The 26,231-nt window shown below is 56.4% G+C and carries 20 protein-coding genes; 8 read left to right on the forward strand and 12 right to left on the reverse strand.

Translation table 11 applies throughout. The features are described 5' to 3' along the window. Positions 1-219: 219 nt before the first annotated feature. From ACO6S1_RS02945 to ACO6S1_RS02955, 3 genes are all read right to left on the reverse strand, one after another. A complete protein-coding gene (locus ACO6S1_RS02945; RefSeq protein ID WP_422346277.1) occupies positions 220-1,557 on the reverse strand; it encodes a DNA-packaging protein in 1,338 nt (445 codons plus the stop codon). A gap of 64 nt (positions 1,558-1,621) precedes the next feature. After that, positions 1,622-2,185: a hypothetical protein gene (locus ACO6S1_RS02950; RefSeq protein WP_422344871.1), complete on the reverse strand. Its 564-nt coding sequence runs from the start codon at positions 2,183-2,185 to the stop codon at positions 1,622-1,624. A gap of 306 nt (positions 2,186-2,491) precedes the next feature. Then, a complete protein-coding gene (locus ACO6S1_RS02955) occupies positions 2,492-3,103 on the reverse strand; it encodes a PEPxxWA-CTERM sorting domain-containing protein (protein ID WP_422344872.1) in 612 nt (203 codons plus the stop codon). Positions 3,104-3,495: 392 nt separating this feature from the next. On the opposite strand from ACO6S1_RS02955, the gene ACO6S1_RS02960 reads away from it, so the two are divergent. Then, positions 3,496-3,693 (forward strand): hypothetical protein, encoded by a 198-nt coding sequence (locus tag ACO6S1_RS02960; protein ID WP_422344873.1) that lies wholly within the window; start codon positions 3,496-3,498, stop codon positions 3,691-3,693. 22 nt (positions 3,694-3,715) lie between these two features. On the opposite strand, the gene ACO6S1_RS02965 is transcribed toward ACO6S1_RS02960, so the two are convergent. From ACO6S1_RS02965 to ACO6S1_RS02975, 3 genes are all read right to left on the reverse strand, one after another. Then, positions 3,716-4,372: a DUF6151 family protein gene (locus ACO6S1_RS02965; RefSeq protein ID WP_422344874.1), complete on the reverse strand. Its 657-nt coding sequence runs from the start codon at positions 4,370-4,372 to the stop codon at positions 3,716-3,718. 163 nt (positions 4,373-4,535) lie between these two features. Next, positions 4,536-6,323: a patatin-like phospholipase family protein gene (locus ACO6S1_RS02970; protein ID WP_422344875.1), complete on the reverse strand. Its 1,788-nt coding sequence runs from the start codon at positions 6,321-6,323 to the stop codon at positions 4,536-4,538. A 93-nt stretch (positions 6,324-6,416) separates the two neighbouring features. Continuing rightward, positions 6,417-7,496 carry a DUF2855 family protein gene (locus tag ACO6S1_RS02975; RefSeq protein ID WP_422344876.1) on the reverse strand — a complete coding sequence of 360 codons (1,080 nt, stop codon included), beginning with the start codon at positions 7,494-7,496 and terminating at the stop codon, positions 6,417-6,419. A 184-nt stretch (positions 7,497-7,680) separates the two neighbouring features. Between ACO6S1_RS02975 and ACO6S1_RS02980 the strand changes: the two genes are divergently transcribed. The 4 genes from ACO6S1_RS02980 (at position 7,681) to ACO6S1_RS02995 (ending at position 14,468) form a co-directional block, all read left to right on the forward strand. After that, a complete protein-coding gene (locus ACO6S1_RS02980; protein WP_422344877.1) occupies positions 7,681-9,252 on the forward strand; it encodes an alanine/glycine:cation symporter family protein in 1,572 nt (523 codons plus the stop codon). Between the two features lie 181 nt (positions 9,253-9,433). Further along, positions 9,434-10,015 carry a YqaA family protein gene (locus ACO6S1_RS02985; protein ID WP_422344878.1) on the forward strand — a complete coding sequence of 194 codons (582 nt, stop codon included), beginning with the start codon at positions 9,434-9,436 and terminating at the stop codon, positions 10,013-10,015. A gap of 287 nt (positions 10,016-10,302) precedes the next feature. Beyond that, on the forward strand, positions 10,303-11,676 hold the full coding sequence (locus ACO6S1_RS02990) for a glutamate--cysteine ligase (RefSeq protein ID WP_422344879.1): 1,374 nt from the start codon (positions 10,303-10,305) through the stop codon (positions 11,674-11,676). Positions 11,677-12,122: 446 nt separating this feature from the next. Continuing rightward, positions 12,123-14,468: a TonB-dependent receptor gene (locus ACO6S1_RS02995; protein ID WP_422344880.1), complete on the forward strand. Its 2,346-nt coding sequence runs from the start codon at positions 12,123-12,125 to the stop codon at positions 14,466-14,468. A gap of 127 nt (positions 14,469-14,595) precedes the next feature. Here the strand turns inward: ACO6S1_RS02995 and dinB are convergent, their stop codons facing one another. Together dinB and ACO6S1_RS03005 are read right to left on the reverse strand one after the other, a co-directional pair. Then, positions 14,596-15,699, reverse strand: a complete 1,104-nt coding sequence (gene dinB / locus ACO6S1_RS03000; protein ID WP_422344881.1) for a DNA polymerase IV — start codon at positions 15,697-15,699, stop codon at positions 14,596-14,598. Next, complete coding sequence (locus tag ACO6S1_RS03005) at positions 15,696-17,276, reverse strand: hypothetical protein (RefSeq protein WP_422344882.1); 1,581 nt, start codon at positions 17,274-17,276, stop codon at positions 15,696-15,698. The genes dinB and ACO6S1_RS03005 overlap by 4 nt, the downstream gene beginning before the upstream one ends. Before the next feature lie 63 nt (positions 17,277-17,339). Here ACO6S1_RS03005 and ACO6S1_RS03010 point away from each other — a divergent pair, with 63 nt between their 5' ends. Beyond that, on the forward strand, positions 17,340-18,629 hold the full coding sequence (locus ACO6S1_RS03010) for a multidrug effflux MFS transporter (RefSeq protein WP_422344883.1): 1,290 nt from the start codon (positions 17,340-17,342) through the stop codon (positions 18,627-18,629). 9 nt (positions 18,630-18,638) lie between these two features. Further along, on the forward strand, positions 18,639-19,067 hold the full coding sequence (locus ACO6S1_RS03015) for a DUF2147 domain-containing protein (RefSeq protein ID WP_422344884.1): 429 nt from the start codon (positions 18,639-18,641) through the stop codon (positions 19,065-19,067). Positions 19,068-19,070: 3 nt separating this feature from the next. On the opposite strand, the gene ACO6S1_RS03020 is transcribed toward ACO6S1_RS03015, so the two are convergent. The 4 genes from ACO6S1_RS03020 to ACO6S1_RS03035 form a co-directional block, all read right to left on the reverse strand. Next, positions 19,071-19,502: a GFA family protein gene (locus ACO6S1_RS03020; RefSeq protein WP_422344885.1), complete on the reverse strand. Its 432-nt coding sequence runs from the start codon at positions 19,500-19,502 to the stop codon at positions 19,071-19,073. 3 nt (positions 19,503-19,505) lie between these two features. Next, on the reverse strand, positions 19,506-20,522 hold the full coding sequence (locus tag ACO6S1_RS03025; protein WP_422344886.1) for an SO2930 family diheme c-type cytochrome: 1,017 nt from the start codon (positions 20,520-20,522) through the stop codon (positions 19,506-19,508). Next, a complete protein-coding gene (locus ACO6S1_RS03030) occupies positions 20,522-21,712 on the reverse strand; it encodes a parallel beta-helix domain-containing protein (protein ID WP_422344887.1) in 1,191 nt (396 codons plus the stop codon). The genes ACO6S1_RS03025 and ACO6S1_RS03030 overlap by 1 nt, the downstream gene beginning before the upstream one ends. 237 nt (positions 21,713-21,949) lie before the next feature. Then, a complete protein-coding gene (locus tag ACO6S1_RS03035; RefSeq protein ID WP_422344888.1) occupies positions 21,950-24,187 on the reverse strand; it encodes a TonB-dependent receptor in 2,238 nt (745 codons plus the stop codon). A gap of 184 nt (positions 24,188-24,371) precedes the next feature. On the opposite strand from ACO6S1_RS03035, the gene ACO6S1_RS03040 reads away from it, so the two are divergent. Continuing rightward, on the forward strand, positions 24,372-26,225 hold the full coding sequence (locus ACO6S1_RS03040) for a DUF3604 domain-containing protein (protein ID WP_422344889.1): 1,854 nt from the start codon (positions 24,372-24,374) through the stop codon (positions 26,223-26,225). Positions 26,226-26,231 lie beyond the last annotated feature (6 nt).

Here is a 26,231-nt window from a genome sequence, read left to right on the forward strand (position 1 = left end):
CATCCGCCCGCTCGGCTTTCCTCGCATAAGCTCGGGCGCGCGGTCGCGCTTGCCGACGCTATGCGCCGGATCAGCGCGACCTTGAGGAATAACACCAAACCGACGCGAAGCGGAGGCAAGGGCGCCAAAATCAAATGGCGTCCGCCGCGCCTTATGGCGCGTAGCCAAGGCGACGGATGTCGCCGCCCGGCGCCTGAGGGAATCAATAAAGAATCCTTCCTAAACCCGCACCCGCGGCACGCGCTTCCGCCGCAACATCAATTCCGTCAGCGCATAGACCAGCGCATCGGCGCGATCCGGGGACCGTCCCGGCCCTTCATAGCCGCCGCCGATGAGCAATCCGCAGAGTTCATCCTCCAGACGCGGAAAAGCGCCCGCATGACAAACCCGCCCCGCCTCATACAATGCCGCCACCGGTTCGGCCCGCGCAGCCTTGCCGCGCGAGGCGTGAACCAGCCGTACCGGCAAGGAAATATCCGCCGCCTGCAGGACCGATTTGACCATCGCTCCGCCCTGATTGGCCTCGGCAATCACCCGGTCGGCGCCCCACCTGCGTGCCGCATCGGCCACCGCTCTGGCCCATTTTTCGGGGCTGGCTTTCTCAACGCTGCGATCGGCGAGGATTACGGCTTTGCAGTCAGGGCGCAATCCGGCGACAATGATCCCGCACGCGTCTCCGCTGCTCGAGGCGGGCGGATCGACGCCGATGACGATGCGGGCGAGACTTTCAAGCCCCTCCCCTTCAGGGGAGGGGTTGGGGTGGGGGACTTTAGTGTAGGCTTCGCGGTATGCCCCACCCCCGGCCCCTCCCCTGAAGGGGAGGGGTGAATTGACCCGGCACCCCTCAATCATCGCCCGCGTCCATAGCGCGCCTTCCAGCTCCTCGATCAGTTCGCCGTCCAGTTCCTGCCGCCCCAATCGCGTACCGCCATAATCGGCCTTCATCACATTGATAAACGCAGACGGCAGGTTCATCACATTATCCTCCGTCCTGCCGCGGGTGGTCACCACGCCGCTATCCTTCACCAAGGTCCGCACCAGCGCCACCGGTCTTGGTGTCGTTGTCGCGGCAATTTTGGGCGCGCGGCCCAGTCGCAATCCCATTTTCAGATTGTCCCACGCCGCCAGCGCCTGACCACTATTATTCACCCATTTGGCAATCTCGTCGCACCAGCTATGGCTATGTTGCGGTCCACGCAGTCCTTCCGGTTCCGCGGCCGAATAGAGATAGGCCTCCGCCCCATTATTCCAGCGCAGGCGCTTTAGGGACGGTTCCCAGATTGGCCGGTTTTTCGGCGGCGCGATCGACAGCAAGCCGCTCTCGCCCTCGACCATCACCATCCGCGTCTCCGCAAAATTCGCGCCGACCAGAGCAAAGCGCGCGCTGCCGTCGGCTTCGGCAATTTCGCGGACCCATTCCGCACCGGCGCGGGTCTTGCCAAAACCGCGACCAGCCATGATCATCCAGACGGTCCAGTCGCCCGCCGGTGCCAATTGTTCATCGCGCGCCCAATGGTGCCAGCTGGCTTCATATTCGAGCCGGGTTTCCGGATCCATGCAGCCCAGAAAGAAATCACGCTCTTCATCTCGCAACTTGCCTATTTCGGCTGCCGTTTTGACATCACGCGTCATCAATCACGCTGGCCCTTTCCTCATCATGATCTGCCCCCAGCCGCTTTCGTCGCTTCTCCGCCTGAAAGGCGCGCAAGCGGACGTTTATCTTCTTGAGCTTCTCATCCAGCGTGTCGCGCACCGGCTCTTTTTCCACGGCCAGCTCCGCCTGCGCCGCGCGCACCAGCGCCACGGTTTCCTTGTGCATCCGCAGCAGGGTCAGCGCCGTTTTATGGTCATAGTCGCGCACCGTCTCGACATGCTTGCCGTGATAGAAAATCTTGCGCTCCACGCCATGACGCGCCCGCTCCAGCATTTCCATCTCGAGCAGCGCATAGCCTTCGGCCAGCGCTTTCAGCCAGGCGGCGGCGAAATCCGGATCGTTGTTTTTCCAGCTATGCAGCGTGCTGTTGGGAATACCGGCTACCTCCCGCGATTGCTTGATGCTCGACGTGATCGTCAGCTGTTCCAGAAAGACCCGTTTCTTGGCCGCCTTGTGCGCCGCACGCGGATCGCACTGGACCTCGCCCTGCTCTTCGGCTTGTTGTTCCCTATCATATACTGTTTCAGACATATCTATCCTCCCGCCCGGATTGCGGGCGCTAAAAAGGGCGAACGCGCGGAGACACCCGGCACCCCGAAAGCGAGGCCTAGCCGGTGTTCCAGAACCGCTCGGCCCGAATCACAATTTCTCGATGTTCCAGATATGTACCCAAACAGCGTGACAATGTCAAGTGTTTTTAACCGATATGGTTATTTATTCTCATTGCCGACCGAAGAACAGGTGGCTGCTAAATCCCGGAAGCGGCCGTTAGCAGACAAACAAAAAGCCCCGCCGGATTGCTCCAGCGGGGCTTTGGGGTAAACTTGTTTGGCAAGCTTATGCGTAGCTGACTTTCACTGTCGCTTTACGTTGACGCCGCATTGCACCGCCAATGGCACCGAAACCCAAAATCATGAAAGCCCATGTGGCAGGTTCTGGCACTGCACCTCCCATGCCGATATCGAAGGTAAAATCATCAAAACCAATACCCGCTGGATCTGTGTTCGAAATCTCGATCCGGGTTATGTTCGAAAAGGCAGTCAAATCTATGGTGCCTATTCCGTTGGTTCCGAAAATATCGACTGTGCCCAATAATGTCATCCCCGACAGGACACGGACGTCCCCGACGTCTCCGCCGGCGTTAATTCCAACGCCGATGAAACTCAGACCGCTTACAGCGCTAGTGAAATCTACAAATATATCATCGACGCAGTTAATTGAACCCATAACACCAGAGCAGATAAAATTGGGCGGCGATGATCCCAGATTTTGTGCCGTTACGAGTATTTCTGATCCAGGTGTGGAGGAGAAAATGGCCTCCGGAAACTGGTTTGTAACGACATCTCCATTGGACAAAGAATCAAAATCGATGACAACTGCGGAAGCTGGTGTTGCCAATGTGAACGACGCAGCCAAAGCTGCCCCGGCGGCAAGATGTTTAGCTCTCATAATCAATCCCCCAAATAACCGTTGAGTCGGTCAATTTGTTATGCGGCCCAGGGCAACGCTGCTCTATGGTTAATCTGGAGTCAAGGAGTAACAGCGATTCGTCCCAATATTGAACGGAGTCTGACAGACTGAAGAAATCGATCCGGCGCAAATAATGTCCACAGATGCGCCCATAGCAAACACGAATGCCGACTTAGATCCAGCGCAACATAGTGAAAGAAATGAGCCAGATCGTGGTGATTGGTTCTCCAACACATAATAGCAAAAACGCTTCGATATCGCGCCAGACACAGGGTTCAAAACCAGTTTTCGAGCCACCCCTCAAAACACACAAAACCGTTTAAAAACAAATATTCCTTTTCATTTTGTTCTTTATATGTTCTATTCTGGCCATGCGCCGAATCTCCAAAGATGACCTTCGAATATCGATTGCGATAGCGATCAAGACAGCTCCCAAATATGTGAAGCGGGGCTTGCTCGATCATATCAGCGACAATGCGGCGAATGCGATGGCGGATCATATATTGAAAACCGCCAGAATAACCGAAGCGATAGGGCCCGATCCGGCAAAGCATCATTCCGGTCCCTAGGCGATAGGGCGCGACAATATCCCTATCCAATCTCCGCCAATACCTCGCGGTAAATATCCGCCTTTTCGTCCAGCGCCAGCCGCTCGGCGGGTTCCAGCCTGATCGGCTTGGCGAGCGGCTTTCCGGTGGTGTCATCGAATAACGGCGATTTTCTGAGTTCCGGATGGATTCGCGCCTTGATCGTGCGGACGAGCAAATTCCACAGCATGCCCGCCATGCTGGCGGTTTTCACCTTTCCCGGATCACCGACCCCGGACGAGACTTCCACATGTTCCTCCGCGCTGCCGAGCACCGCATCGGTTTTGCCGCGATCAAATCCGGACAGGATCAGCGACAGAAAGGCAAAACGCGACGAGCTCAACGTATTGGCAATCGGCGTTTTGCACGTCGCGCAATACCAGCGCAGCAGCGGCCCGCCCGTAACCGTGACACAGGCGAGCTGGTCCTGCCCCTTGGTAATTTCAAATTTCGACGAATCCATTTGATAGACATGGGTTCCGGCATGGTCGTCAAGCATCAGCTTTTCCTTGCCGAGATAATGGGCAAAGGCCTGGCAATCGTTGCAGTGGCAGACCAGCCGCCGGCCGGTCGGCGGGGCGGACTCGCGGACGGCGCCCTCAATGGCGCCGCACTGGCATTGAAATTCAAGGGTTTGTGAGGGGCTGGTGGTGGCGGTCATAAGTCATCCTGATTTGGGGACTCGCTATGTAATACATATATCGGCCCAGATATAGAGACCCGGCTGAACGACAGATGATGCCGGCGCGCCGGGATGATGCGTCGGGATGGGATCCTCCGTGGTGCTTACGGCTGTGCCCCTGCGCAGGCAGGGGCACGGGCACTTACAGATGTTTCAGCCCGGCGCTGTCGATCACCTGACTGGCAATATATTCGGATGCCATTTCGGCCAGTTCGCGGCCCAAATGCCAGTCGAGTATCTGCATATCCGGGATGATCGGCGGATTGACCAGAATATCGTCCTCGCCGAGCATTTCCTTGGACGCCATCCGGCTGGCGACAACCATGGAGCGCGACATTATCTCGACAATCGAGGGGAATTCGGCCTCGCGTTTTTTGCGCAGCAGCACGTCTTTCATCAGGGTCCAGCGTCCCCGAATATCGTCATATTCGACATTGGTGCGCCAGATTTCATCAGGATCGCCAAGCGACACGACAATATTGGGCCCGGCTTTCAGATCATGCATGACCTTTACCGGTACATTGTCGAGCACCCCGCCATCGACGAGGATATTGCCATCGCTGTCGATAAAGGGCGGCAATATGGTCGGCAAAGAACCCGAGGCGCGGACGCATTCCCACAGCGGCCCGCGCCGGTGGACGTGCAGGCCGTTGGTCGACAAATTGGTCGAAACGCCGAAGAAATTAATCGGCTGGTCGGCAATGTCCTTGGTCCCGTAGCGGCTGCGCAATTCGGCATCGAACACGGTCGGGTCGAGCAGCGAGTAGAGCGGCAGGGTCAGCCGCCGCATCGCCTTCGCCTTGATGAACATCGCCTCCATCTGGTCGAGTGTTTCCTCGACCGTCATACCCCGCGCAATCGCGCCGCCCATTGCGGCCCCTGCGCTCGCGCCGCCGATGAAGTCGATCGGAACATTCGCCTCTCTCAGCGCCTGAATCACCCCGAGATGCGCGCAGCCCAAAGCGCCGCCGCCAGCGAGCACCAAGCCCACCGCGCGGCCGGTCAGGAAGCGTGCAACCTTGGCAAAGTCGGCATCGCTATCGAGCGCAACATGGTGGTGCAGCTTGGGTTCGCGCGGGTCGATCCACGCCGCGCTTTTGGTAATCGTCTTGTCGGCCTTTTCACGGACCAGCAGCAAGGTCCGCTGCGGCGCGGCAATCCACCGCATCGCGCTTTGTTCCATCGCATTGGCTTCGGGTTCGGCGCGGCCAGGGCGCCCCACCATGACCAGCGCATCGGCGTTGCGGCAGACCTGGTTGCTCCACTCTTCCGACCCGCTGCCGTCAATCAGGACATAGGCGCCCTTGGCTTCCTGTTCCGCCAGCCATGCCTGATAGGCGGCGCTGTCCGACGCTTCGTTTGTGCCCTGGTCCACCGCGATTACCGGCGTGTCTGCTTTCACCACCGCTTCAAACGCCTCTGCCAACCGCGCCAGAAAGCCGTCCGGCAACTGGCTGGTCCCGGCGGGCAGCAAGGCAATCACCCGCGGTGTGCTGCTCCCCACCGAACCGGCACGGCTGGTGGCGACCACCAACCGTTCGGACACCAGTTTGAGCATGGCCTGTGTCAGTTCCGGATGCGTCCGTGCGATATCGTCGAATGCGCTGCGCGAGACTTTGAGAACCACAGAATCGCGGGTTGCGATCACATCGGCTGTGCGTTTGCCACCGGCAAAAAAGGCGAGCTCGCCCACAGCTTCCCCCGCTTCGATATGGGCGACAATATGGACCTTGTTGACCACCACCCGGAACCGGCCGGATTCGACGAAATAGAGCGCATCCGCGTCATCGCCCTGAATCACAAGACTCTCGCCGCCGGCCACGGGTTTCAGTGTGGAAACCGCTTCCAACGCATCAAGCGCTGCCTCCGACACACCGTCAAAGAGCGCGTGGCGGGCCAAATCTGGGCCGGAAACCGGTGTTTCAGTCATGTCGTCCCCTAACAGGCGCGACCCTGTTCAGCCTATTATCTGCCCTTCTTCTTTGATAATCAACGCTTTTTCATCGTCAGCCCAGAGTACAGATCAACCCGGCGCGCAGATCAAACCGCGATTAGGCGCGACCTTGTTGGCGAGCATTTCCAGATAGGCGCTCTGCAAGGCGTCCTGACCGGAGAGATGCTCGACCGCCAGATGGCCCGCAACGTCGGCAACAAAGGCAGCAAACTGCTCGTCCACCATCGCGCGAAACGTGGCAGGACCGACTTCCTTCATCAGCGATTCTGCCACCGTAGGTGCGAAGAACATGATAGGCTCGGGGCCCTTTAGCTCACCCCTGCCTGTGCGTGCTTCAAAGTGGGTCGCGCCGACCATGGAACTGAATTTCAGATTGGTATCCCAATGGCTGTGAATCGCGGAAAGCAGCGCGCTGTTCCCGGCAAAGTCGACCGAGACAATGGCTTGCGATGCATCGGCGTTCGACAGGTCATCATAGGTCCGTACTTCGTCATAAAGTCCTGTTTCCTCGACAAAGGCCTTGTTGCCTGCCGAAGTCAGGCCGATACGCTTGATATCGGGGCTGAGATTTTTCGCGACCAATGCCAGACCCAGCGCGGTTTTTGATGAGGCACTGGTAAGCAGCACCGCTTCGGCGCCAAACCATTCGGCCTTGCGCATCATATCTTCGATCAGGAAGCTGGTGGTGAACAGGGGTTGATAGAGCGCGCGCTCGTCTTCCATCTGTCCGGCGTCCATGCCGAGACGGTGATATTGGTTATAGATGATCGCCAGGCCCTGGCGGTGTTCGGACTGATCCACAAAACCGGCATCGGTGACATTGCCGGGCGCGACGACGAGAAGGCTGGCCATCGGCAGATAGCCGTAAACCCGCTCACCTACTGCGATGCCATCCTGTTTCGATGCGACCACTTTGGCGAAACCCCAGACCGGGACAATGCCCCAGTCGGCATCACCCGTCGGGAAGAAATTCCAATAGCCAAAGCCGTCGCCCACGGCGGCATAGGTGATGTTATTGGCGGTCAATGCATATTTCTCGATCTCCAGCAAAATCTGTCCATCAGCCAGTTCCGGGGTCGGAGTTTCGTGCCATTCGGCTCGGGGGAGATCGGATTTCTTTACCCAAAGACTGCTGATCTGGTCACTCATATGCGCTGCTCCATCTGAAAAGAATCATGATATTGGTTTTGATTTTCTAACTTTATCATAGGCTTTGACGCGCAATTGGCAAAAGCATTTGCCAAAAACGACGCGACTGCTAATCCTGTTGCGATTGTAATTAAATTACAGCCAGAATTTCAGCGCCAAGATGCGCGAAGCGGGGAGAATTTGAGTGAGTACAGCGCCAGTTTCGGGGTTTGAAGCGGCTATTCAGCCAGTCACCAACGTATCGGACTTTATCTGGGGCGGGAGCTGGAACGGGGAACCGGTTCTTGCCATTGCTGGCCAGCCGATTCCGCCAATGGTCATCATCCTGCTGGGCGCTGGCATCTACTTCATGATCGGTCTGCGCGGCTATCCGCTGCGCCGGTTATTCCCTGCTCTGGCTGGACTTTTCAAGAAATCCGACAAAAAGGGCGCAGGCGAGATTTCTCCCTTCGCCGCTTTGTCCACGGCTCTTTCCGGGCAAGTCGGTACCGGCAATCTCGCCGGTGTGGCGACCGCCATTACGCTGGGCGGACCCGGTGCGATTTTCTGGATGTGGATCACCGCCCTTTTCGGCATGGCGCTTGCCTTTGCCGAGGGGTCTCTGGCCATCCGCTTTCGCGAACAGGCCGAAGACGGCACCTATCGCGGTGGACCCATGACCTATATTACCCTTGGCCTCGGCCCGAAATGGACCTGGCTGGCGGTGCTGTTCTGTATCGGCGCGCTGTTTTCAGCGCTGGTAACCGGCAACGGTATCCAAGCCAATAGTCTGGGCGACAGCGCCAATGAACTCTTCGGTGTCGAAGAATGGGTTGGCGGCGCGGTTGCAGCCATTGCTGTCTTCGCGGTCATTATCGGCGGCATTAAATCGATCGGTAAAGTCGCTGAGACCGTCGTCCCGTGGATGGCCGCCGCTTATCTGGTGATGGCTTTCGTCGCGTTGATGATCAACCTGCCTTATCTGCCCGAAACCTTTTCCCGCATTTTTGCCGGGGCCTTTGGATATGACGCAGCGGCTGGCGGTTTTCTGGGCGCAATGATCATGATTGCCATTCGCGCCGGTGTCGCGCGCGGGCTGTTCTCCAACGAGGCCGGTCAGGGTTCTACACCGATCGCCCACGCGGTAGCACAGACCAATGATCCGGCGGCGCAGGGCCGCTTTGCGATGATGGGCACGTTTATCGATACCATCGTCATCTGCACGATGACCGCCTTGGTCATGCTGACGGTCGCGGGGGACTTCACCCTTACCGATGCCAATGGCGTGAAAACGGTGGTGGAACATGCCTGGCAATCCGATCTCAATGGCTTTGCGATGACATCTGGTGCCTATGCAGCGGCGTTCCCGTTCGAAGTTTTCAGCATTCCGATCGGGACGCTGATTGTATCAGTCGCGCTGATCCTGTTTGTGTTCACGACCTTGCTGACGTGGAGCTATTATGGCGAGCGCGCGATCACCTATCTTTACGATCTGCTGCCCGGCTCTTCGCTTAGCGGTGAAAAGAAGCTTCATTTAACCTGGCGCGTGCTTTGGTGCCTGGTCATCTTCCTCGGTTCGTTCGCGCCGCTGGAACTGGTCTGGCGACTCGGCGATATTTCAAACGCGGTTATGACGCTGCCTAATATTATTGCTTTGCTGGCATTGTCCGGTGTGGTCTTTGCGCTGGCCAAGGGTAACCGTACGGCAGGCACCGACCATGGCCGGGAAACACCGAAAGAATTGCAAGAGGAAGTGTCGGGAGCAGCAGGGCATTGAGTATAGGTGCCCCTGCGCAGGCAGGGGTCCATCTCCATACCCAGAGAAACTGTGAACCATCAATATTGCAAAACGCTTATGGGCTACCGCATTCACCCAAACATCTGTAACGCGCAAACTTAAACACAGGAGATGGGCCCCTGCCTGCGCAGGGGTACAAGAGCAACGACAGGAACCCACAATGCTCAAACGCCTTTACGAATGGATGCTCGACAAGGCGGGTCATCCACAAGCGACGAAATGGCTTTCCGGTATCAGCTTTGCAGAGTCGAGTTTTTTCCCCATTCCGCCTGATGTCATGCTTGCGCCAATGTGTTTGGCCAAGCCGAAACGCGCCTATTGGTACGCTTTCATCTGTACCGTTTCGTCGGTGTTGGGAGCTTTGCTCGGCTATGCGATCGGCTTTTTCCTGTTCGAAACTGTCGGTATTGCGATCCTTGAATTTTACGGCGTGACCGACAAGTTCGACGTATTTGCGCAGAATTTCAACGAACAGGGCTGGATTGTCGTCCTGCTTGCCGGCTTCACGCCACTCCCCTTCAAGGTGATCACTATCGCGGCGGGCAGCACCGCCATGCCGCTCTATATCCTGATCATCGCCGCAATCATCGCTCGCTCGGCCCGCTTCTTCCTTGTTGCTGTGTTGCTCGCCCGGTTCGGTGCGCCGATGAAGGAATGGATCGACAAGAATTTCGCGCTGGCCACCACCTTGGGCGGGGTGCTGTTTGTCGGCGGCTTTGCTGCGGTGAAGTGGTTGGTTTAGGGTGTTTTTGTTTAACCTCAGGCGCCGGGCGGGCACATTCGTGCCCTTGGCTACGCGCCAGTAGGCGCGGCGGCCGGTCGGCCTTGCCTCGCTGCGCTCGGACGATACTCTGAAAGTGGCACCAATCCGACGCACCGCGTCGGCAAGCGCGACCGCGCGCCCGAGCTTATGCGAGGATAGCCAAGCGGGCGGATGCCCGCGCCCGGCGCTTGAGGTTAAATAAAGACTCCTCCCGCCCGAACAAAATATTTCTAGCGATATTTCGGACACTTGCCTAAACGCAGATCATGAGCACGAGACAAGTTTCAAATAGCAACGATCCTGTGATCGAGAATGTCAGCCAGCTTATCGAGCCAATGCAGGGCGGCGAGAAGCCAAAAGACGATTGGCGCATTGGCACCGAGCACGAGAAATTTGTCTATTGTACCAATGACCATCACGCCCCCAGCTATGACGAACCCGGCGGGATCAAGGACCTGCTGCTCGCGCTGCAGGAATTTGGCTGGAAGCCGGTCGAAGAAAACGGCAAAGTCATTGCCATGGCCGGTGATGACGGCACCGTCAGTCTCGAGCCGGCCGGACAGCTCGAACTATCTGGTGCCCCGCTTGAAAACCTGCACGAAACCTGTAACGAAACCGGCCGCCATTTAAGGCAAGTCAAAGCCATTGGCGAAAAAACCGGCAAAGGCTTTCTCGGCATGGGCATGTGGCCGGACAAAACCCGCGCCGAGCTGCCGATCATGCCCAAGGGCCGTTATGAGATCATGCTCAACCATATGCCGACGGTCGGCAATCTCGGCCTCGACATGATGCTGCGCACCTGCACGATTCAGGTCAATCTCGACTATGCGAGCGAAGCCGACATGGCGCAGAAATTCCGCGTCGGTCTGGCCCTGCAACCGCTCGCCACCGCGCTGTTTGCCAATTCGCCCTTCACAGAAAACAAGCCCAATGGCTTTGAAAGCTTCCGCAGCCATATCTGGTCCGACACCGATCCCCATCGCACCGGCATGCTGCCCTTCGTGTTTGAAGAGGGGTTTGGCTATGAACGCTATGCCGAATATATGCTCGACGTACCGATGTATTTCGTCTTTCGCGACGGCAAATATATCAATGCGGCGGGTCTTAGTTTCCGTGATTTCCTGAAAGGCGAATTGTCGGTTCTGCCCGGCGAGAAACCGACGATGGCCGACTGGAATGACCATCTGTCGACCGCCTTCCCGGAAGTGCGCCTGAAAAGCTTTCTCGAAATGCGCGGCGCCGACGGTGGGCCATGGAACCGCATCTGCGCCCTCCCCGCTTTCTGGGTAGGTCTGCTCTATGACCAGACCGCGCTAGATGCCGCCTGGGATCGGGTCAAGCATTGGACCATGGAAGAGCGTGAAGCGTTGCGCAATGCCGTGCCGAAACAGGGGCTGAGCGCGCCGCTTCCCAATGGCGGGAAGCTGCTCGACCTCGCCGGCGAGATACTCGATATCGCCTCGGCTGGCCTGACCGCCCGCGGACGCCTCAACACCAGCGGCGACAATGAAAGCGGTTTCCTCGATCCGCTGCGCGAAGTGGTCGCCAAGGGCAAATCGCCAGCTGCCCAGCTGCTCGAACGCTATCATGGCGAATGGAATGGCGATCTATCACATATCTATGACGAGATGAGTTTTTAGGCGAGCCTACCCATCGAAATCGTGGCTCAGGCTTGAAACGTAGCAATATGCTGTACTCCCGTGCAGGGTGGGCGTTTGAAGCCTCACACCCACTCGTCATCCCGGACTTGATCCGCGATCTCCGCGAGGCTGCCGCGCCACGGGGGACGCTGGAAAACCAAGGCCAGACATATGTGCTCCGCACTTGATGCGGAGCCCAGAACAGAGGCATGAGACAGTTAACCCTGGGCTCCGCATCAAGTGCGGAGCGCAATGTTCGCCAACCAAAGCAACCAAACCCCCTTTTTGTAACGCAATTGCAACACTGGCGCCGGATTCGGCACAATCCCGCCCCTTAACACCGCCGTAAACTTGACCGCTGGCCCGGGGATGTTCAGGGGTTTGCGCACGGGGAACAGGGAACCTCTCCGAATCCATTATCAAATTCATTGCCGGAGATAATCGTCATGCGCCGTATATCCGTATCTGCCATTTCTCGTTTCGCCCTTGCTGGAGCTTTACTCGCAGGCGGCCTTTCACAACCCGTTCTCGCCCAGGATGAAGCCGGTGCTGATGATGATCAGCTCGGCACGATTGTCGTGACCGCACAGCGGCGCGAAGAAAACCTGCAAGACGTGCCGCTCTCCATTTCCACGCTCAGCGATGAACGGCTAGCGGCTATCGGCTCTGGCGGCCAGGACGTCCGCGCGCTTTCCGCTCGCGTCCCCAGCCTGGTGGTTGAGTCCTCCTTCGGCCGGACTTTTCCGCGCTTCTATATTCGCGGCCTCGGCAATACCGACTTTGACTTTAACGCTTCGCAGCCGGTCAGTGTCGTCTATGATGATGTCGTCCTTGAAAACCCGATCCTCAAAGGCTTCCCGGTCTTTGACCTCGACCGCGTCGAAGTTTTGCGCGGCCCACAGGGCACGCTGTTCGGCCGTAACACGCCTGCTGGCATCGTCAAGTTCGATTCCGTCAAGCCGGGCAATGAGGTTACCGGCCATGCGCGCCTCAGCTATGGCCGCTTCAATGCGCTGACCGCTGAAGGCGCGGTCACTCTGCCGATCGTCGATGACATGCTGTCGGCCCGCCTCTCGGTTCTCTACCAGCGCCAGGACGACTGGATCGATAATGACAATCCTTCTGCGCCCGAAGAAGATGCACTCGAGGGCTATGAAGAAATCGCCTTGCGCGGCCAGCTCAAATTTACGCCGACAGATGAACAGGAACTTCTCATCACCGGCCAGTATCGCGACCTCGAAGGCACTGCCCGCGTCTTTCGCGCCAACGTCTTCACCCGCGGCGAGCGCGGTCTCAATGCCAATTTCGACCGGGATTCCGTCTCGGTCGATGGCCAGAACGACCAGCAGATCGAAACCTATAATATCGCCGCGCGCTATACCCACGATCTGGGCCCGGTCTCGTTGATCTCGGTAACCAGCCTGTGGGGCGGTGACGCGACTTCGGTCGGCGATGTGGATGGCGGCTTTGGCGCCAACTTCCTGCCGCCCGACCTGTTCGGTCCCGGCCAGATCCCATTCACGGCCGAAACCCAGGATGCGGTGCCTTTCCTGACCCAATTCACGCAGGAAGTGCGCCTCGAAAGCAATGGCGATGGCCCGTTCGACTATCAGGTCGGCTTCTTCTATTTTGATGAAGACCTGCGCATCGACAGCACCAACTTCTCGACACTGGGCGATCCGTTCAACGCGGTTGGCGGCCCGAACATCGTCGTGCGCCAGCGCCAGTCGAGCGAAGCGTTCGGTATCTTTGGTGCCGTGACCGTGGAGCTGACCGACCAGTTCAGCGTCTCCGGCGGCCTGCGTTACAATGATGACGAGCGCGACTATAGCGTGGTTCGCTCGCTTGACAGCCAGTTCCCTGCCTTCCTGCAAAACCCGCTGGGTACCGTCACCCGTTCGGTCAGCGATGACAATGTCACCTGGGATATCAGCGCTACCTATGCTGCGACGGATGATATCAATCTCTACGCGCGCATTGCCCGCGGCTATCGCGCGCCAAGCATTCAGGGCCGCATCCTCTTCCCGCCGGCCACCGCGACCCCGCTAGAAGACGGCGTGACAATCGGCGATTCCGAAACCATCCAGTCCTATGAAGCGGGGATCAAGGCCACCGTCTTGGACGGCCGCGGCCGGATCAACCTCAACGGTTTCTACTATGATCTCAATGATGCCCAGCTGACCGCTGTTGGCGGCGGTGTCAATGCTAACCGTTTGATAAACGCGGATAATGTGCGCGGCTATGGCTTTGAACTCGACACCGAGTTCAAGCCCATACCGGAGCTGCTGCTGACCGCCAGCCTCAGCTACAACAATACCGAGATCCAGGATGACGGCCTGACCACCGCCGCTTGCGGTGCAACGCGGGTGGACACGTTTCCGGACGTTTCGCTCTGTACCTTGCTTGATCCGATCGTGACTCCAGCCGCTCCATTCTCAGCCGCCATCGTCAATATCGATGGCAACAGCCTGCCCCAGGCACCGCGCTGGATTGCCAACTGGACAGCAGCTTACAGCATCCCCGTCGGCGCTGGCGAAGTCTATGCCTTTACCGACTGGTCCTACCGCTCGAAAATCAACTTCTTCCTCTATGAATCGGTTGAATTCCAGGATGGCGGACAGCTCGAAGGCGGCCTGCGTATCGGTTACAAAACCGACAGCTTTGACGTCGCCGGCTTTGTCCGCAACATCACCAATGATGAATCGGCAGTGGGCGGAATCGACTTCAACAACCTAACCGGCTTCGTCAATGAACCGCGGATATGGGGCATTGAAGCCGGTTTCAAATTTTAAGTTCCCCGCAATAATTACCGTTCGTCCTGAGCCTGTCGAAGGACAGCCCCAGGCCATGGCAGCACTTCGACAGGCTCAGTGCGAACGGAGGCGGTTAGGATGATTAAATCCCGCGGTTGAGGCAGCCCTAAAACTCAAATGCCGATTGCCCCGCCTCACCCGCCGACGCTTCTTCCGCCGCCTCAACCACACCCTCAAGGTTCGCCAGCGTCAGGCCCAATAGCCGCACGCCATTTTCGACCGGCATAATGCTGGCGAGCAATTCGCGGCCTATATCGGCAAACTCGGCCTTGCCCTCAACATTGCGTTCCAGCGATTTTGACCGGGTGATCTGGCGAAAGTCAGCATATTTGGCCTTGAGCGTCACCGTCCGGCCGCGCGCACCGGATTTCTCGATACTGTTCCAGACGATATCGATAATTTTCTCCATCGCTTCTTCCAGATCCGTATCACTGACCAGATCTTCGCCATAAGTGCGTTCACCGCCAACCGATTTGCGGATGCGATTGGGTTTCACTTCGCGGTGATCGACACCGCGGGAAGCGCGAAAGAGATAGCCGGCCGACTTGCCAAAATGCTGGCGGAGAAAATCCTCTGACTGCGCCTTGATATCCGCGCCGGTATGGATATTGAGCTTCGCCATCCGCTCGGCCGTCTTTGGGCCGACACCGAAAAACCGCCGCACGGGCAGTTGCGCGACGAAATCCGCGCCCTGATGTGGTTTGATGACGCAAATCCCGTCGGGCTTGTTCTGGTCAGACGCGATTTTGGCGATAAACTTGTTATAGCTCACCCCGGCACTGGCGGTCAGCTGGGTCTGTTTTTTGATCTCTGCGCGGATCATTTCTGCAATCCGCGTCGCGTTGCCAATGCCCATCTTGTCTTGCGTCACATCAATATAGGCCTCGTCGAGCGACAGCGGCTCGACCAGATTGCTATGGGTACGGAAAATCGCACGGATTTGCTGGGAAACCTCGCGGTAGACATCAAAGCGGTGTTTAACGAAAATCAGGTCAGGACAACGCCGTTTCGCCGTCACGGACGGCATGGCGGAACGCACACCAAATTGTCGCGCTTCATAGCTTGCCGCTGCGACCACGCCGCGTGCCGCCGAGCCACCGACCGCGACCGGTTTCCCGCGCAGCTCCGGATGATCGCGCTGTTCCACACTCGCGAAAAATGCATCCATGTCGATATGGATGATTTTGCGGATGCCGAGTTGTTCGCTCATCTGCCCTCTGAGACCGCCTGACGATAACGCGCCATCATCGCAGGTGGCACGTCCATTTTGATCATCGGCGGGAAGCTCGCCCGCGCACCACAGCTGGCAAAGCTCGTGCCTGGCAATTCCTCGTCGGCGCGCAACCTGCCGGCGCGATAGACTTCAATCCGCCCATCATGATAACGGAGCACCGGAAATTTTCGGGTCAAGCCCTCTTGTGTTCCGGACAGACTATACCAGCCGGTCGCCGCATCAAAGCGGAGGCCTTTTGCCTCCAGAGTGCAAAGATGCGCATTGGCGCCGACCGCATCGCCATAAGCTTCCAGACTGCCGTCCGTGCTACGTTTGACCAACAGGCTCGCGCGTGCCTCGCCTGCCAATATCGGGACCAATTGCGCGTAACTGGGCGACTGCGCAACATCCCCGGTCAACGGCAGCACCTCTTCAAAGAACAAAACTTCCTCGCCGGATTTCAACCAATCCGGCTCGCCCAAAAGTCCGATTAATTGACCGACACGCTCATCATAAGCCCTGCGCAGGCAATCGGCAGGATATTGCTCAGCACCGCAGGCATTGCGCTGTTTCAGCCACGCTTTCTGGCTGGCCTTTACGCTACGGTCCTGCTTGCGAGCCAGGTCATAAAGCGCCGCCACCTGCCGGTCAGATTGCCGCATATCGCCATTATATTCCCCGCAAATTTCTTTCTCGACAGCGGTTCCGGCTCTGGCGCAATCAAAGGATGGCGCATCATTGTCCGCCGCCGCCAGCGCCGATGCCATCAGCACCGCCCATGTTTCGGGTAGCACCATGACCTTTTGATCTCCGCCAGCGATAAACACGGCGCCCATATTGGATGCGTCTTTAAAATCGGTCAGTTGGCGCGGACTGATGACCGTCTGGTTCAACACCGCGCCGGTCATATCGGCATCGTAAAAACCAAAGCTGCTCAAATCGGCAAAGGCCAATTTGGCGCCCTGCGCGCTCATGCCGCTTCTTGCCAGCGGACAGCCATCGCTGACCGTGATCCCGCAATCAAATCTGAAGCCGGTCAGGTTGGCGCCGTCCAGATTGAGCCCCTCGACATCACCGTCCCAGCCACCGTCCAATTTACCGCTACTCCAGTCCGCAGCTTTGGCATCGACACGCGAAAAAACGCTGCTGCGGATCAGGATATCCTGCATCTTTGCACCCGGCATTGTAGCTGCTTCGACATTGGCTTTGATAAATCCAAGGCCCGGAGCCTCGGCGCCGGTCCAGTCCGAACGGCTGAGGTCGCTTTCCACAAAACAGATGTTGGCCAGTGCCACACCGGTGAAATCCCATCCGGAAAAATTACCTCCTTCGATCAGGATGCTCTTGTCGCCGGCGGCTGCAGAATAGCCCGCGATTTGCTCTGGCGACGCGATTTTACTGCCATCATAGGTCTGCATCGCTTCCCCGGCGCGCTCGCCTTCTACATTCCCGTAGATATTGCCGTAAGCATATTGGCAGCCCGGCACGGGCGGGGTTGGCAATTGGGCAGAGGCCGGCGCTGTGCCTGCAAGTAGCGCAAGAACAGAGCCTAAAAGCAACAATATGGTGCGCATGTCAAAAATACCGCAAACTCCCTGTTCATATGCTCACCTATAGCATTTTCACCTATAGCCACGATGAATATTAGTTGCCATAGCCCGCCGGTGAATAACAAGTCTCTCCCTTTCCCGATTGGTCGCGTCGAGCTGATCATCATGATGGCCAGCCTGATGTCGCTCAACGCGTTGGCGATCGATATCATGCTGCCGGCGCTCGGTCTGATTTCCGATGATTTTGGGCTAACGGGCGAGAATGACCGGCAATGGATCATCACATCCTATATCTATGGCATGGCCATCGGGTCGATCCTTTATGGATCGCTGGCGGATCGTTATGGCCGGAAACCGGTACTGTTGGTGACCACCGCCATTTATGTCGGCTTTGGCATCCTCTGCGCGTTTAACGAAAGCTATGACCTGCTGCTCACCGCGCGGTTCATTCAGGGATTGGCGGCTTCCGCCATGGGCGTGCTTGCCAACAGCATCATTCGGGATCGCTACGAAGGCGATGCGATGGCGCGGACGATGTCGACCATCATGATGGTGTTTATGGCCGTGCCGGTGCTCGCGCCGATGCTGGGCCAGCTGGTGCTGGTTTTCGCACCGTGGCAGATGATTTTTATCGTCCTGTCCGCCATCGGGGCCCTGGCGCTGCTGTGGTTGCTCATCCGCTTGCCCGAAACGCTGCACCCTGAAGACAAAACACTGATCAATCTGTCGTCAGTGACCAGCGCCTGGGCCAGCGTGATGTTGCACCGCAATGCGCTTGGCCATGTTCTCGCCAGCGGCCTGATGATGGCGCCGCTATTTGCCTTTATCGCGTCGGCGCAGCAGATATTTTTCACCACCTTTGATGCGGCTGATCTGTTTGTTTTCATCTTTGCGGCGAATGCCATTGCCATGGCTTTGGGCAATTTCATCAACAGCCGGATCGTCATGCGCTTTGGCGCGCGCCGGGTATCGCAGGCGGCGCTTTTATTCTTCATCTTCATCGCGATCATTCATTTGGCGATAACGATGGCGGGATGGCTGACCATGACGCTGTTTGTTATATTGCTTGCCACCTCCATGGGCATGGTCGGCTTTACCGGCGCGAATTTCAGCTCAATCGCCATGCAGCCCTTTGGCAAAACCGCTGGCGTGGCTTCCTCGTTTCAGAATTTTACCCGGACCCTGCTATCCGCCGCAATCGGCGGGGCAATTGGCCTGCAATTTGATGGTACGACCCTGCCGCTTGTCATCGGGTTTTTCTTTTGCGGCATTGCGGCTTTTCTGTTTATCCTGTGGGCCGAGAACGGCGTTCTTTTCCGCCGCGTTCAGACAGGGGCAAAGAAAGAACCTCTAAGGACGACCGAACAGACATTATAAGGTGACGACATGACAGGATTATCAATAGCGAAAACGGCCATATTGGTTGGCGGGTTATTGGCTGCATCCCCAGCATTGGCCGCGGATTCCATCAACGGCAATTGGATCACGCAAGACAAGGATGCCATCATCAAAATCGGCAAATGCGGTGATACGGTCTGCGGTCGCATTTTGAAATATCTCGTCACCCCGCCCAATGGCGTGGGCCAGAAAGACGTCAACAATCCCAACAAGAAACTGCGCGACCGTAAGATCCTTGGCATTGCGATTCTGACGGGATTCAAGCCCGATGGCCAAATCTGGCGCGGCAAGGTTTACGATCCCAAGAGCGGCAAAACCTATCGCTCGGAAGTAAGCCTTATGTCGCCAACAAAGCTGAAGATGAAGGGCTGTATCGGGCCGTTTTGTCAGGGTCAGAACTGGACTCGCGCGAAATAAGGCTCATTCTGTAGACCTCACCTTCGGCCCCGTCCGTCCTTCTAACCAACGCTCTCTTGCAGATACATCAATCCAGTGATGTCGTTCGCTTTCCCACACACTTCGATCGGGTGCAGGAAGGTCATCGCCATCAAAAACCCCGAATGCGATGCCCAGCCCATCGGAATGAAATGGCGTTAGCCAATAAACCGTTGTGCCACATTTTGGGCAAAAGCGGTTCTCAAAATCCGATCCGCTAGCGCCAGTGCGGATATAGCTATTCGTTTCACCTTGAATGTTGCAATCACTCGATTGAAAATAAGCGCCAACGCCGTAGGGAGAACCGGTACGTCGCTGACAAGCACGGCAGTGGCACATCACAACGGCATAAGGGTCGGCGGTGGTGGTTATGTGCACCTGACCACAATCACAATGTGCTGTTCTTTCCATAACCATATCTCAATCCATCGCCGCGATCCATTCGGTCAACAGCGCCGCGCCTTCTTCATGCACCAATGACCGGCCGACTTCCGGCATTGCCACACCTGGCTCCAGGCTTTTGAGCCGGTACATCATGATGCTCTGATCCGGCTCGCCCGGTGCAATTGCAAAGGCAAAGCCGCCACTGCCGCGTCCGGCGGCAACCGGGCGCTTGCCGACACCCAGATGGACCGGCGATTCTTCCTCATAGGTCAGAAACAGCCCGCTATTGCTCGCCGAGCCTTCCCGGTTGTGGCAATGGGCGCAGTTAATATCGAGATAGGCGCGCGCCCGGCTTTCCAGCGGCATCGCTGCATTGGCAAAGTCCGGTATCGGCGGATGATCGCGGCCCGGCTGTTCCAGCATCGCGTTGCTCAGCAACATATCGAGCGTATCATGCGTCAGGTTGCGCATTTTCGGGCCAATCGGCACCACGGCGTTGGAAAGCGAATGGCATTCCTTGCACTGGTTCTTGTTCGGCACGGCATAGCTGATGTCGCGCGCGTTGCCGGACGGATCGGTAAAGCGCACCGGAATCCGGGTTCCCGCCACCTTTAGCGTCGCCTCGGTCTGCTCGGCATTCCACACATAGGGCAAGGCAATCCAGCCGTCGGCGCGGTGCAGCAGCACCCGGGTCTCAAGCAGCCGGTCCTGCCCGTCAATCTTGTAACCGAAGCTCTTGATCAGCGCGGAGCCGACCGGAAATTGCAGCCGACCGTCACCATCGGCCACGGCCTGCTGCCCTGCGGGAATATAAATATAGCGATATTTCTCGGCATAGTCGGTGAACAAGGCGCTATTGAGCCGGTAGAGCTTAACGCCCTTATTGGGCGTCCAGCCAGCGGCATCGGTAAAGAAACCATATTCCGAGAGCTTTTTGGGCATGCCAGCCGCCATAATCACCGCATCGGACACCGGTGCTATTGGCTTTGTAGGCGCGGCGCTGACCGCAAAACCGGCAACGCAAAGGGTAATGACGGCAAGGAAGGTTCGCATTATTTCAGTGCCGCCTCCATCGAGGCAGGCAGGACGATGGGTGACAATGCGACGGCCTCGCCTGCGCCGCGTTCGGTATCGAGCGTTGGCTTCGCTTCCGTGGGGGACTGACCGACTTTCGTCAGCCCGAGATTGAGGATCGCAACCGCATCATTGACAATCAGGCCTGTCCCGAGACCATCATAAACAATCGCCGGAAGCGCGCCGCCAAAAGCCGCCGCCAATTGCTCGCCGCCATCGAAATCCGGCGCAAAACCAGCGCGGCCATAGACATTATCGGCAATATAAACGTCGCGCGGTGTCGGGTCATAATTGGCATCGTCAAAACTCTGCGTATAGGCGACCACCATCACATTGGTCGTGCCATTGTTGATCATGGCATTTTCGACCACCTGCACGTTGCGGTTGGCCATCACCATCACGCCGGTGCCGGCTGGAACGCTGGCGACGATATTGCCCTCTGGCGCAAAGTTATCGGTATTGTTGTTGATGATCGCATTGCGCGCGACGAGCACATTATGCCCGCCCATTTGCGGCAGGTTCGGCAGGTCGAAAACCAATATGCCGCCGGTATTTTCGGTAACGAGATTTTCGGTAACTTCGGCATCAAAGCTGTTTTCGATCTCGATCCCCGCGACATTTTCGATTGCCGTGTTCCGGCGGACAATGATGTTTTTCGACTGACCAACATAGATGCCAGCGTCAGACGCGCCGCGCACCACGCTGTCCTGCACCAATATGTCGCTCCCCTCGACCGGGTAGATGCCATAGGCGCCATTGGTCGCCTTTGGTCCGCCAGTCCATTCGACGCGGATCGCGTGATAAACAATCCGGTCCGCGCCCTTCGACTTGATCCCGTCGCCCTTACTATCCTCGACCGCAAAGTCCCGCAGCACGACATCATCAGAGGTCACCAGCAAGCCTTCACCCGCGCCCAATTGTCCGGCGAAGCTGAGAATGCTTTTGTCCATCCCGGCACCGCGCACCGTCACATTATCCACATCGAGGGAGAGCCCGTCCGTTAGCGCGAATGTCCCTGCCCCCAGCTCGACAATATCACCGGGCTCGGCAAGGATCAGTGCTTCCTGCAATCGCTCCTGCGCATCGGCACCGGCTTCGACAGTAATGGTTTTTGCCAGCGCTGGCATGGTGCAGCATAAAGCAGTGGCGGCTAGTAATGTGCGGATCATATCTCTCTCCCGTTTGGCGAGATAATGACGCAAATTTGATCGCTTGCCAAGAGCATTGACAGGGATGTCAGTAGGCTAGGGAAAAAGGGCCAATGGTGCTCGGTATGTGATGCGACCAAATGAGGATTATCGGCCGACTAAGCTAGAATGTGCTTTGAACACAAAAGGGGATGCTAGGATTGCACAAAAAAGGGGCGTTGGGAGAACGCCCCTTTTTCCTTCGCGCGGAAGCTCGTTCTACATTTCGAAGCCCAGTGTAATGCCCCAACGCCGCGGTGGGCTGATGTTGTGAAAGGCAAACAAGGTACCAACAGGTGTGTAGGAGACTTCGTACAATTCCTTGTTCAGGTTTTTAACAAAGACCGACACATAGAATTGGTCGCCAGGCACGTCCCATTTTATGCTGGCATCGATAACGTCATAAGAAGGAATACGGCCATCAAGGGCACCAGTGACAAGCAAGTTTTGCTTGCCAACATGCGTCCAGTCGCCGCGGAAGGTCAGCAGGCCGGCGTCACCCAGATTGGCTGCATAGCTAATCCCGCCACCCAATGTCCATTTTGGCGCTCTCGATATTTCTAAATCCGAATTGTCGGTGATGATCGTATCGCCGTTCAAATCTGCTTGATATTCATCATAGCTGGCGTTGTTATAGCCAACCGAGAAATCGAGATTCAAACCATTGACGGGAACAGCAGATACTTCCAGTTCAACACCTTTGACGGTCGCACTTGCGGCATTATCCGTCACGGTTTCCTGATTGTTGCCGCCGGTTTGGTTCTGAAGACTCCTGATAACCGTGCGCTGCAGATCTTTATATTTGTTATAATAGACAGCGACATTTGTCCGAAGACGATTGTCAAACCAGTCTGCTTTCATGCCGCCTTCAAAGGCATCAACGCTTTCCTCATCAAACGGTCCCAAAGCACCCGGTGTACCGCCACGGCCATTAAAGCCGCCGCTTTTGAAGCCTTTTGAATATTTCGCGTAGAACAAGATGTCGTCACTGGCCTGATAGTCAACGCCGACGGCCGGACCAAAGTTAGACCATTTTTCATCCAGTTCAAACACAGGGCCAAGATTTGGGAACGGCGTAAATAATGTGGCGAAAAAGTCTTTCCTCTCAGTGGTATAACGACCGCCCAATGATACCCGAAGCTCTGGCGTTATATTATATTCCGCCTGCCCAAAGATCGCGAAATTCTTGTGTGTTTGGCCGGTAATAGCATTGTTGCGCGCTGTGACCGGACCATTTGTTACGTTGAGAAAAGTATCCCTGCGCAAGAAATATTTCTGCCGGAAATAATATAGACCAGCGATGATATTCAGATCATCCGTGACGTCAGCATTATATCTAAGTTCACTGGAATATTGCTCATGCGGCTGATCACGCAAGGTTTCAAAAAAACCGGCAGTCGTTCCATCCGTATCGTTATTGTTTATATCCTTGGTAGTCTCGCGATAGTTGGAAACCGAGGTCAAAGTGCCCGGACCAACTTGCCAATTTGCTTCGGCCGTCACACCCCAGACATCAATATCGCTGCGTCCGGGAACATTAAAGGCGAAGGAGCGCACCTCTTCATCCCGTCCAAATGATGGCACATCATAGAATATTTGCAGAAGACTATTAGGCGGCGAAACATTGATCGACGGCAGGTTTTCACTGCGCTCCCGGCTATATTCACCAATAATGGTCAATTCAAAATTATCAGTGGGGGTAAAAAGCAGCGATGGCCGGAACGTAAAGGTGTTGCTTTCACCAGCCGACGTCGAACTGCGCCTTCCGGGAAGGCCCGAAAAAGTATTGGTGTAAAAGCCATCAAGATGCTGCGAAAATGCTGCAACTTTAAAGGCAAGAACATCGTCGATCAGCGGAGCCTCAGCTGCAAACCTGATATCTCTCTGACCAAAATCGCCAAGTGTCACAGCCCCGCGAAGACCAAATTCACCGGTTGGGCGTTTGGTACGGTAATTGACCGCGCCACCCGTTGTATTCCGGCCAAATAAAGTGCCTTGTGGGCCGCGCAAAATTTCAACTTGCTCGACATCAAAAAGGTCCAGCGAGCTATTGGCCGTACGTGGAATATAGACGCCATCGACATAGATTCCGACTGAAGGATCAACGGTAGAGTCAGGATCGCCGTTACCGATGCCGCGAATAAAAACCGATACCGAACTGCCAAAGTTGCCGATGGTGTTGATGGTCACATTGGGCGCTCGACCGCTCAGGTCGGAAAGGTCGGTAGCGTTAATCCGCTCCAGACGTTCACCGCCAAGAGCAGTGACCGCGACCGGCGCTTCTTGAAGCCGTTCCGTTTTCTTACGGGCCGTCACAACAATATCTTCGTTACCGGAGCTTACTCTTTGGGACGTGTCATCAGCTTGCGCCATCGCTGGTGCAGCAAAACTGCCCATCAAGCTCAAAGCCGTTCCATATGCCATATGCCGCTTAAACGTTGCACGTGATGCACCCATTATCTTCCTCCCCTATGTCGGCCTATTGATTTTGGCCGTGTTCTATTTATTAAATGAACATATATTTATTTAAATATGCAGCCCACAATCAAAACTGACAGGGCCGAGATGGGGCGCGAAAACTGTTATCGATGGAAAGCAGCGAGGGGGAAGGATGCGAGTTCGTAAAACAAATAGAAGCTCTATGCTCTGGAGCATAGCAGCGGTTGCGATGGCGGTCTCTGGCTGTTCCAAACAATCAGAAGAAGGAAGCCGAAATGCCGCCTCTGTTGAAGTGACCGAATATCCCGAACAGGTCTATTGGGGCGACCTTCATCTCCACACGCTCTATTCCTTCGACAGTTATAATTTTGGCAACAAAACGCTGGGCCCGGATGAAGCCTATCGCTTTGCCCAGGGCGAAGAGGTTGATGCCCATGGCGGCAAGCGAGCAAAGCTGGAGCAACCGCTCGATTTTCTGATGGTCGCCGATCATGCCGAGTTTACGGGCGTTTTTCTTGGTTTGGAAAACGGCAATCCGGATATTGTTGACACGCCATTGGGAAAAGCCTGGGCTGCCATGAACGAGGCTGGTGATACCATCGGTCCGATGAATGAAGTCGTCGCGTCGCTGCAAGAAGGAAAGGCCAAGAGGCAACCGCCGGAAAAATTCAGAAGAACAATTTGGTCCGAGCTTGTGGAGGCAGCAGAACGCCACAATAAGCCCGGTAAGTTCACGACATTTGCAGGCTATGAATGGACCTCCATGCCCGGTGGTGGCAATCAGCACCGCGTTGTTGTTTTTAAGGATGACAAAGACAAGACGTTGCAAACTCTCCCATTTTCGGCTGCGGACAGCAATAACCCCATGGATTTGTGGCGTTATCTGGCTGGCTATGAAGAGCAAACCGGTGGCGAAGTGATGGCCATTGCCCATAATGGCAATATTTCCAACGGCAACATGTTTGGCGACGTCCAAAGTGACGGCTCACCTTTTAATCAGGAGTATGTCAATCTGCGCGCGCGCTGGGAACCGCTTTATGAAACAACTCAGGTAAAAGGCGATGGAGAATCCCATCCCCTGCTATCGCCCACCGATGAATTTGCGGATTTCGAAAGCTGGGATGCAAACAACATCTCCATGGTGGCCAAACCAACCGACCCGGCAAAGTTACGGAAATGGCTTGGCGGTGAATATGCGCGCGAAGGCCTGAAACAAGGTCTCGACCTTCAAGAACGTTTTGGCGTCAATCCCTATCAATATGGCCTGATCGGAAGCACCGATTCCCATACCGGTCTTGCGACGTCGGATGACAATAATTTCTGGGGCAAATTTGTAGAATCCGAACCGAGTAAAGAACGTATCAATAGCAAGATGGGCGGACGTCTCTGGGAAAACTGGCGGCTGACAAGCTCTGGCTATATTGGCGCTTGGGCGAGAGCGAACACCCGCGAAGAGCTATTCGCGGCGTTTAAGCGCAAAGAAGTTTATGCGACGACAGGCCCCCGCATGGCCGTCCGCTTTTTCGGCGGCTGGGACTATCAGGCGTCTGATATGGAGCAATCCGATTATGCCCGCATCGGCTATGCCAAAGGCGTCCCGATGGGCGGCATGTTGACGGGCAGTGGCAGTGCGCCGCGTTTTATGGTGACGGCCCTAAAAGACCCCAATGGTGCGAATCTTGATCGCGTCCAAGTCATCAAGGGCTGGCGTAGCAGTGATGGCAAACTGCATGAGAATATCTACGAGGTAGTGTTCTCCGGTGACCGCAAAGTTGATCCAGTGACGGGAAAAATTCCTTCCGTTGGTAATACGGTGAACTATGAAGAGGCGACCTACAGCAATGATATTGGTGAGCCGTTTCTCTCGACCATGTGGATTGATCCGGATTTCGACCCCAAGCAGCCAGCATTCTACTATGTCCGCGTGCTGGAAATTCCCACACCGCGCTGGACGCTATATGATGCAGTGCAGTTCAAGGTGAAGCCGCCGAAAGGTGCTCCGCTGATAACACAGGAGCGGGCATATAGTTCTCCAATCTGGTACCAGCCAGCTTAAGTTGTT

The organism is Parasphingorhabdus sp., from assembly GCF_965233695.1.
In the GTDB taxonomy this organism is placed as follows: Bacteria; Pseudomonadota; Alphaproteobacteria; order Sphingomonadales; family Sphingomonadaceae; genus Parasphingorhabdus.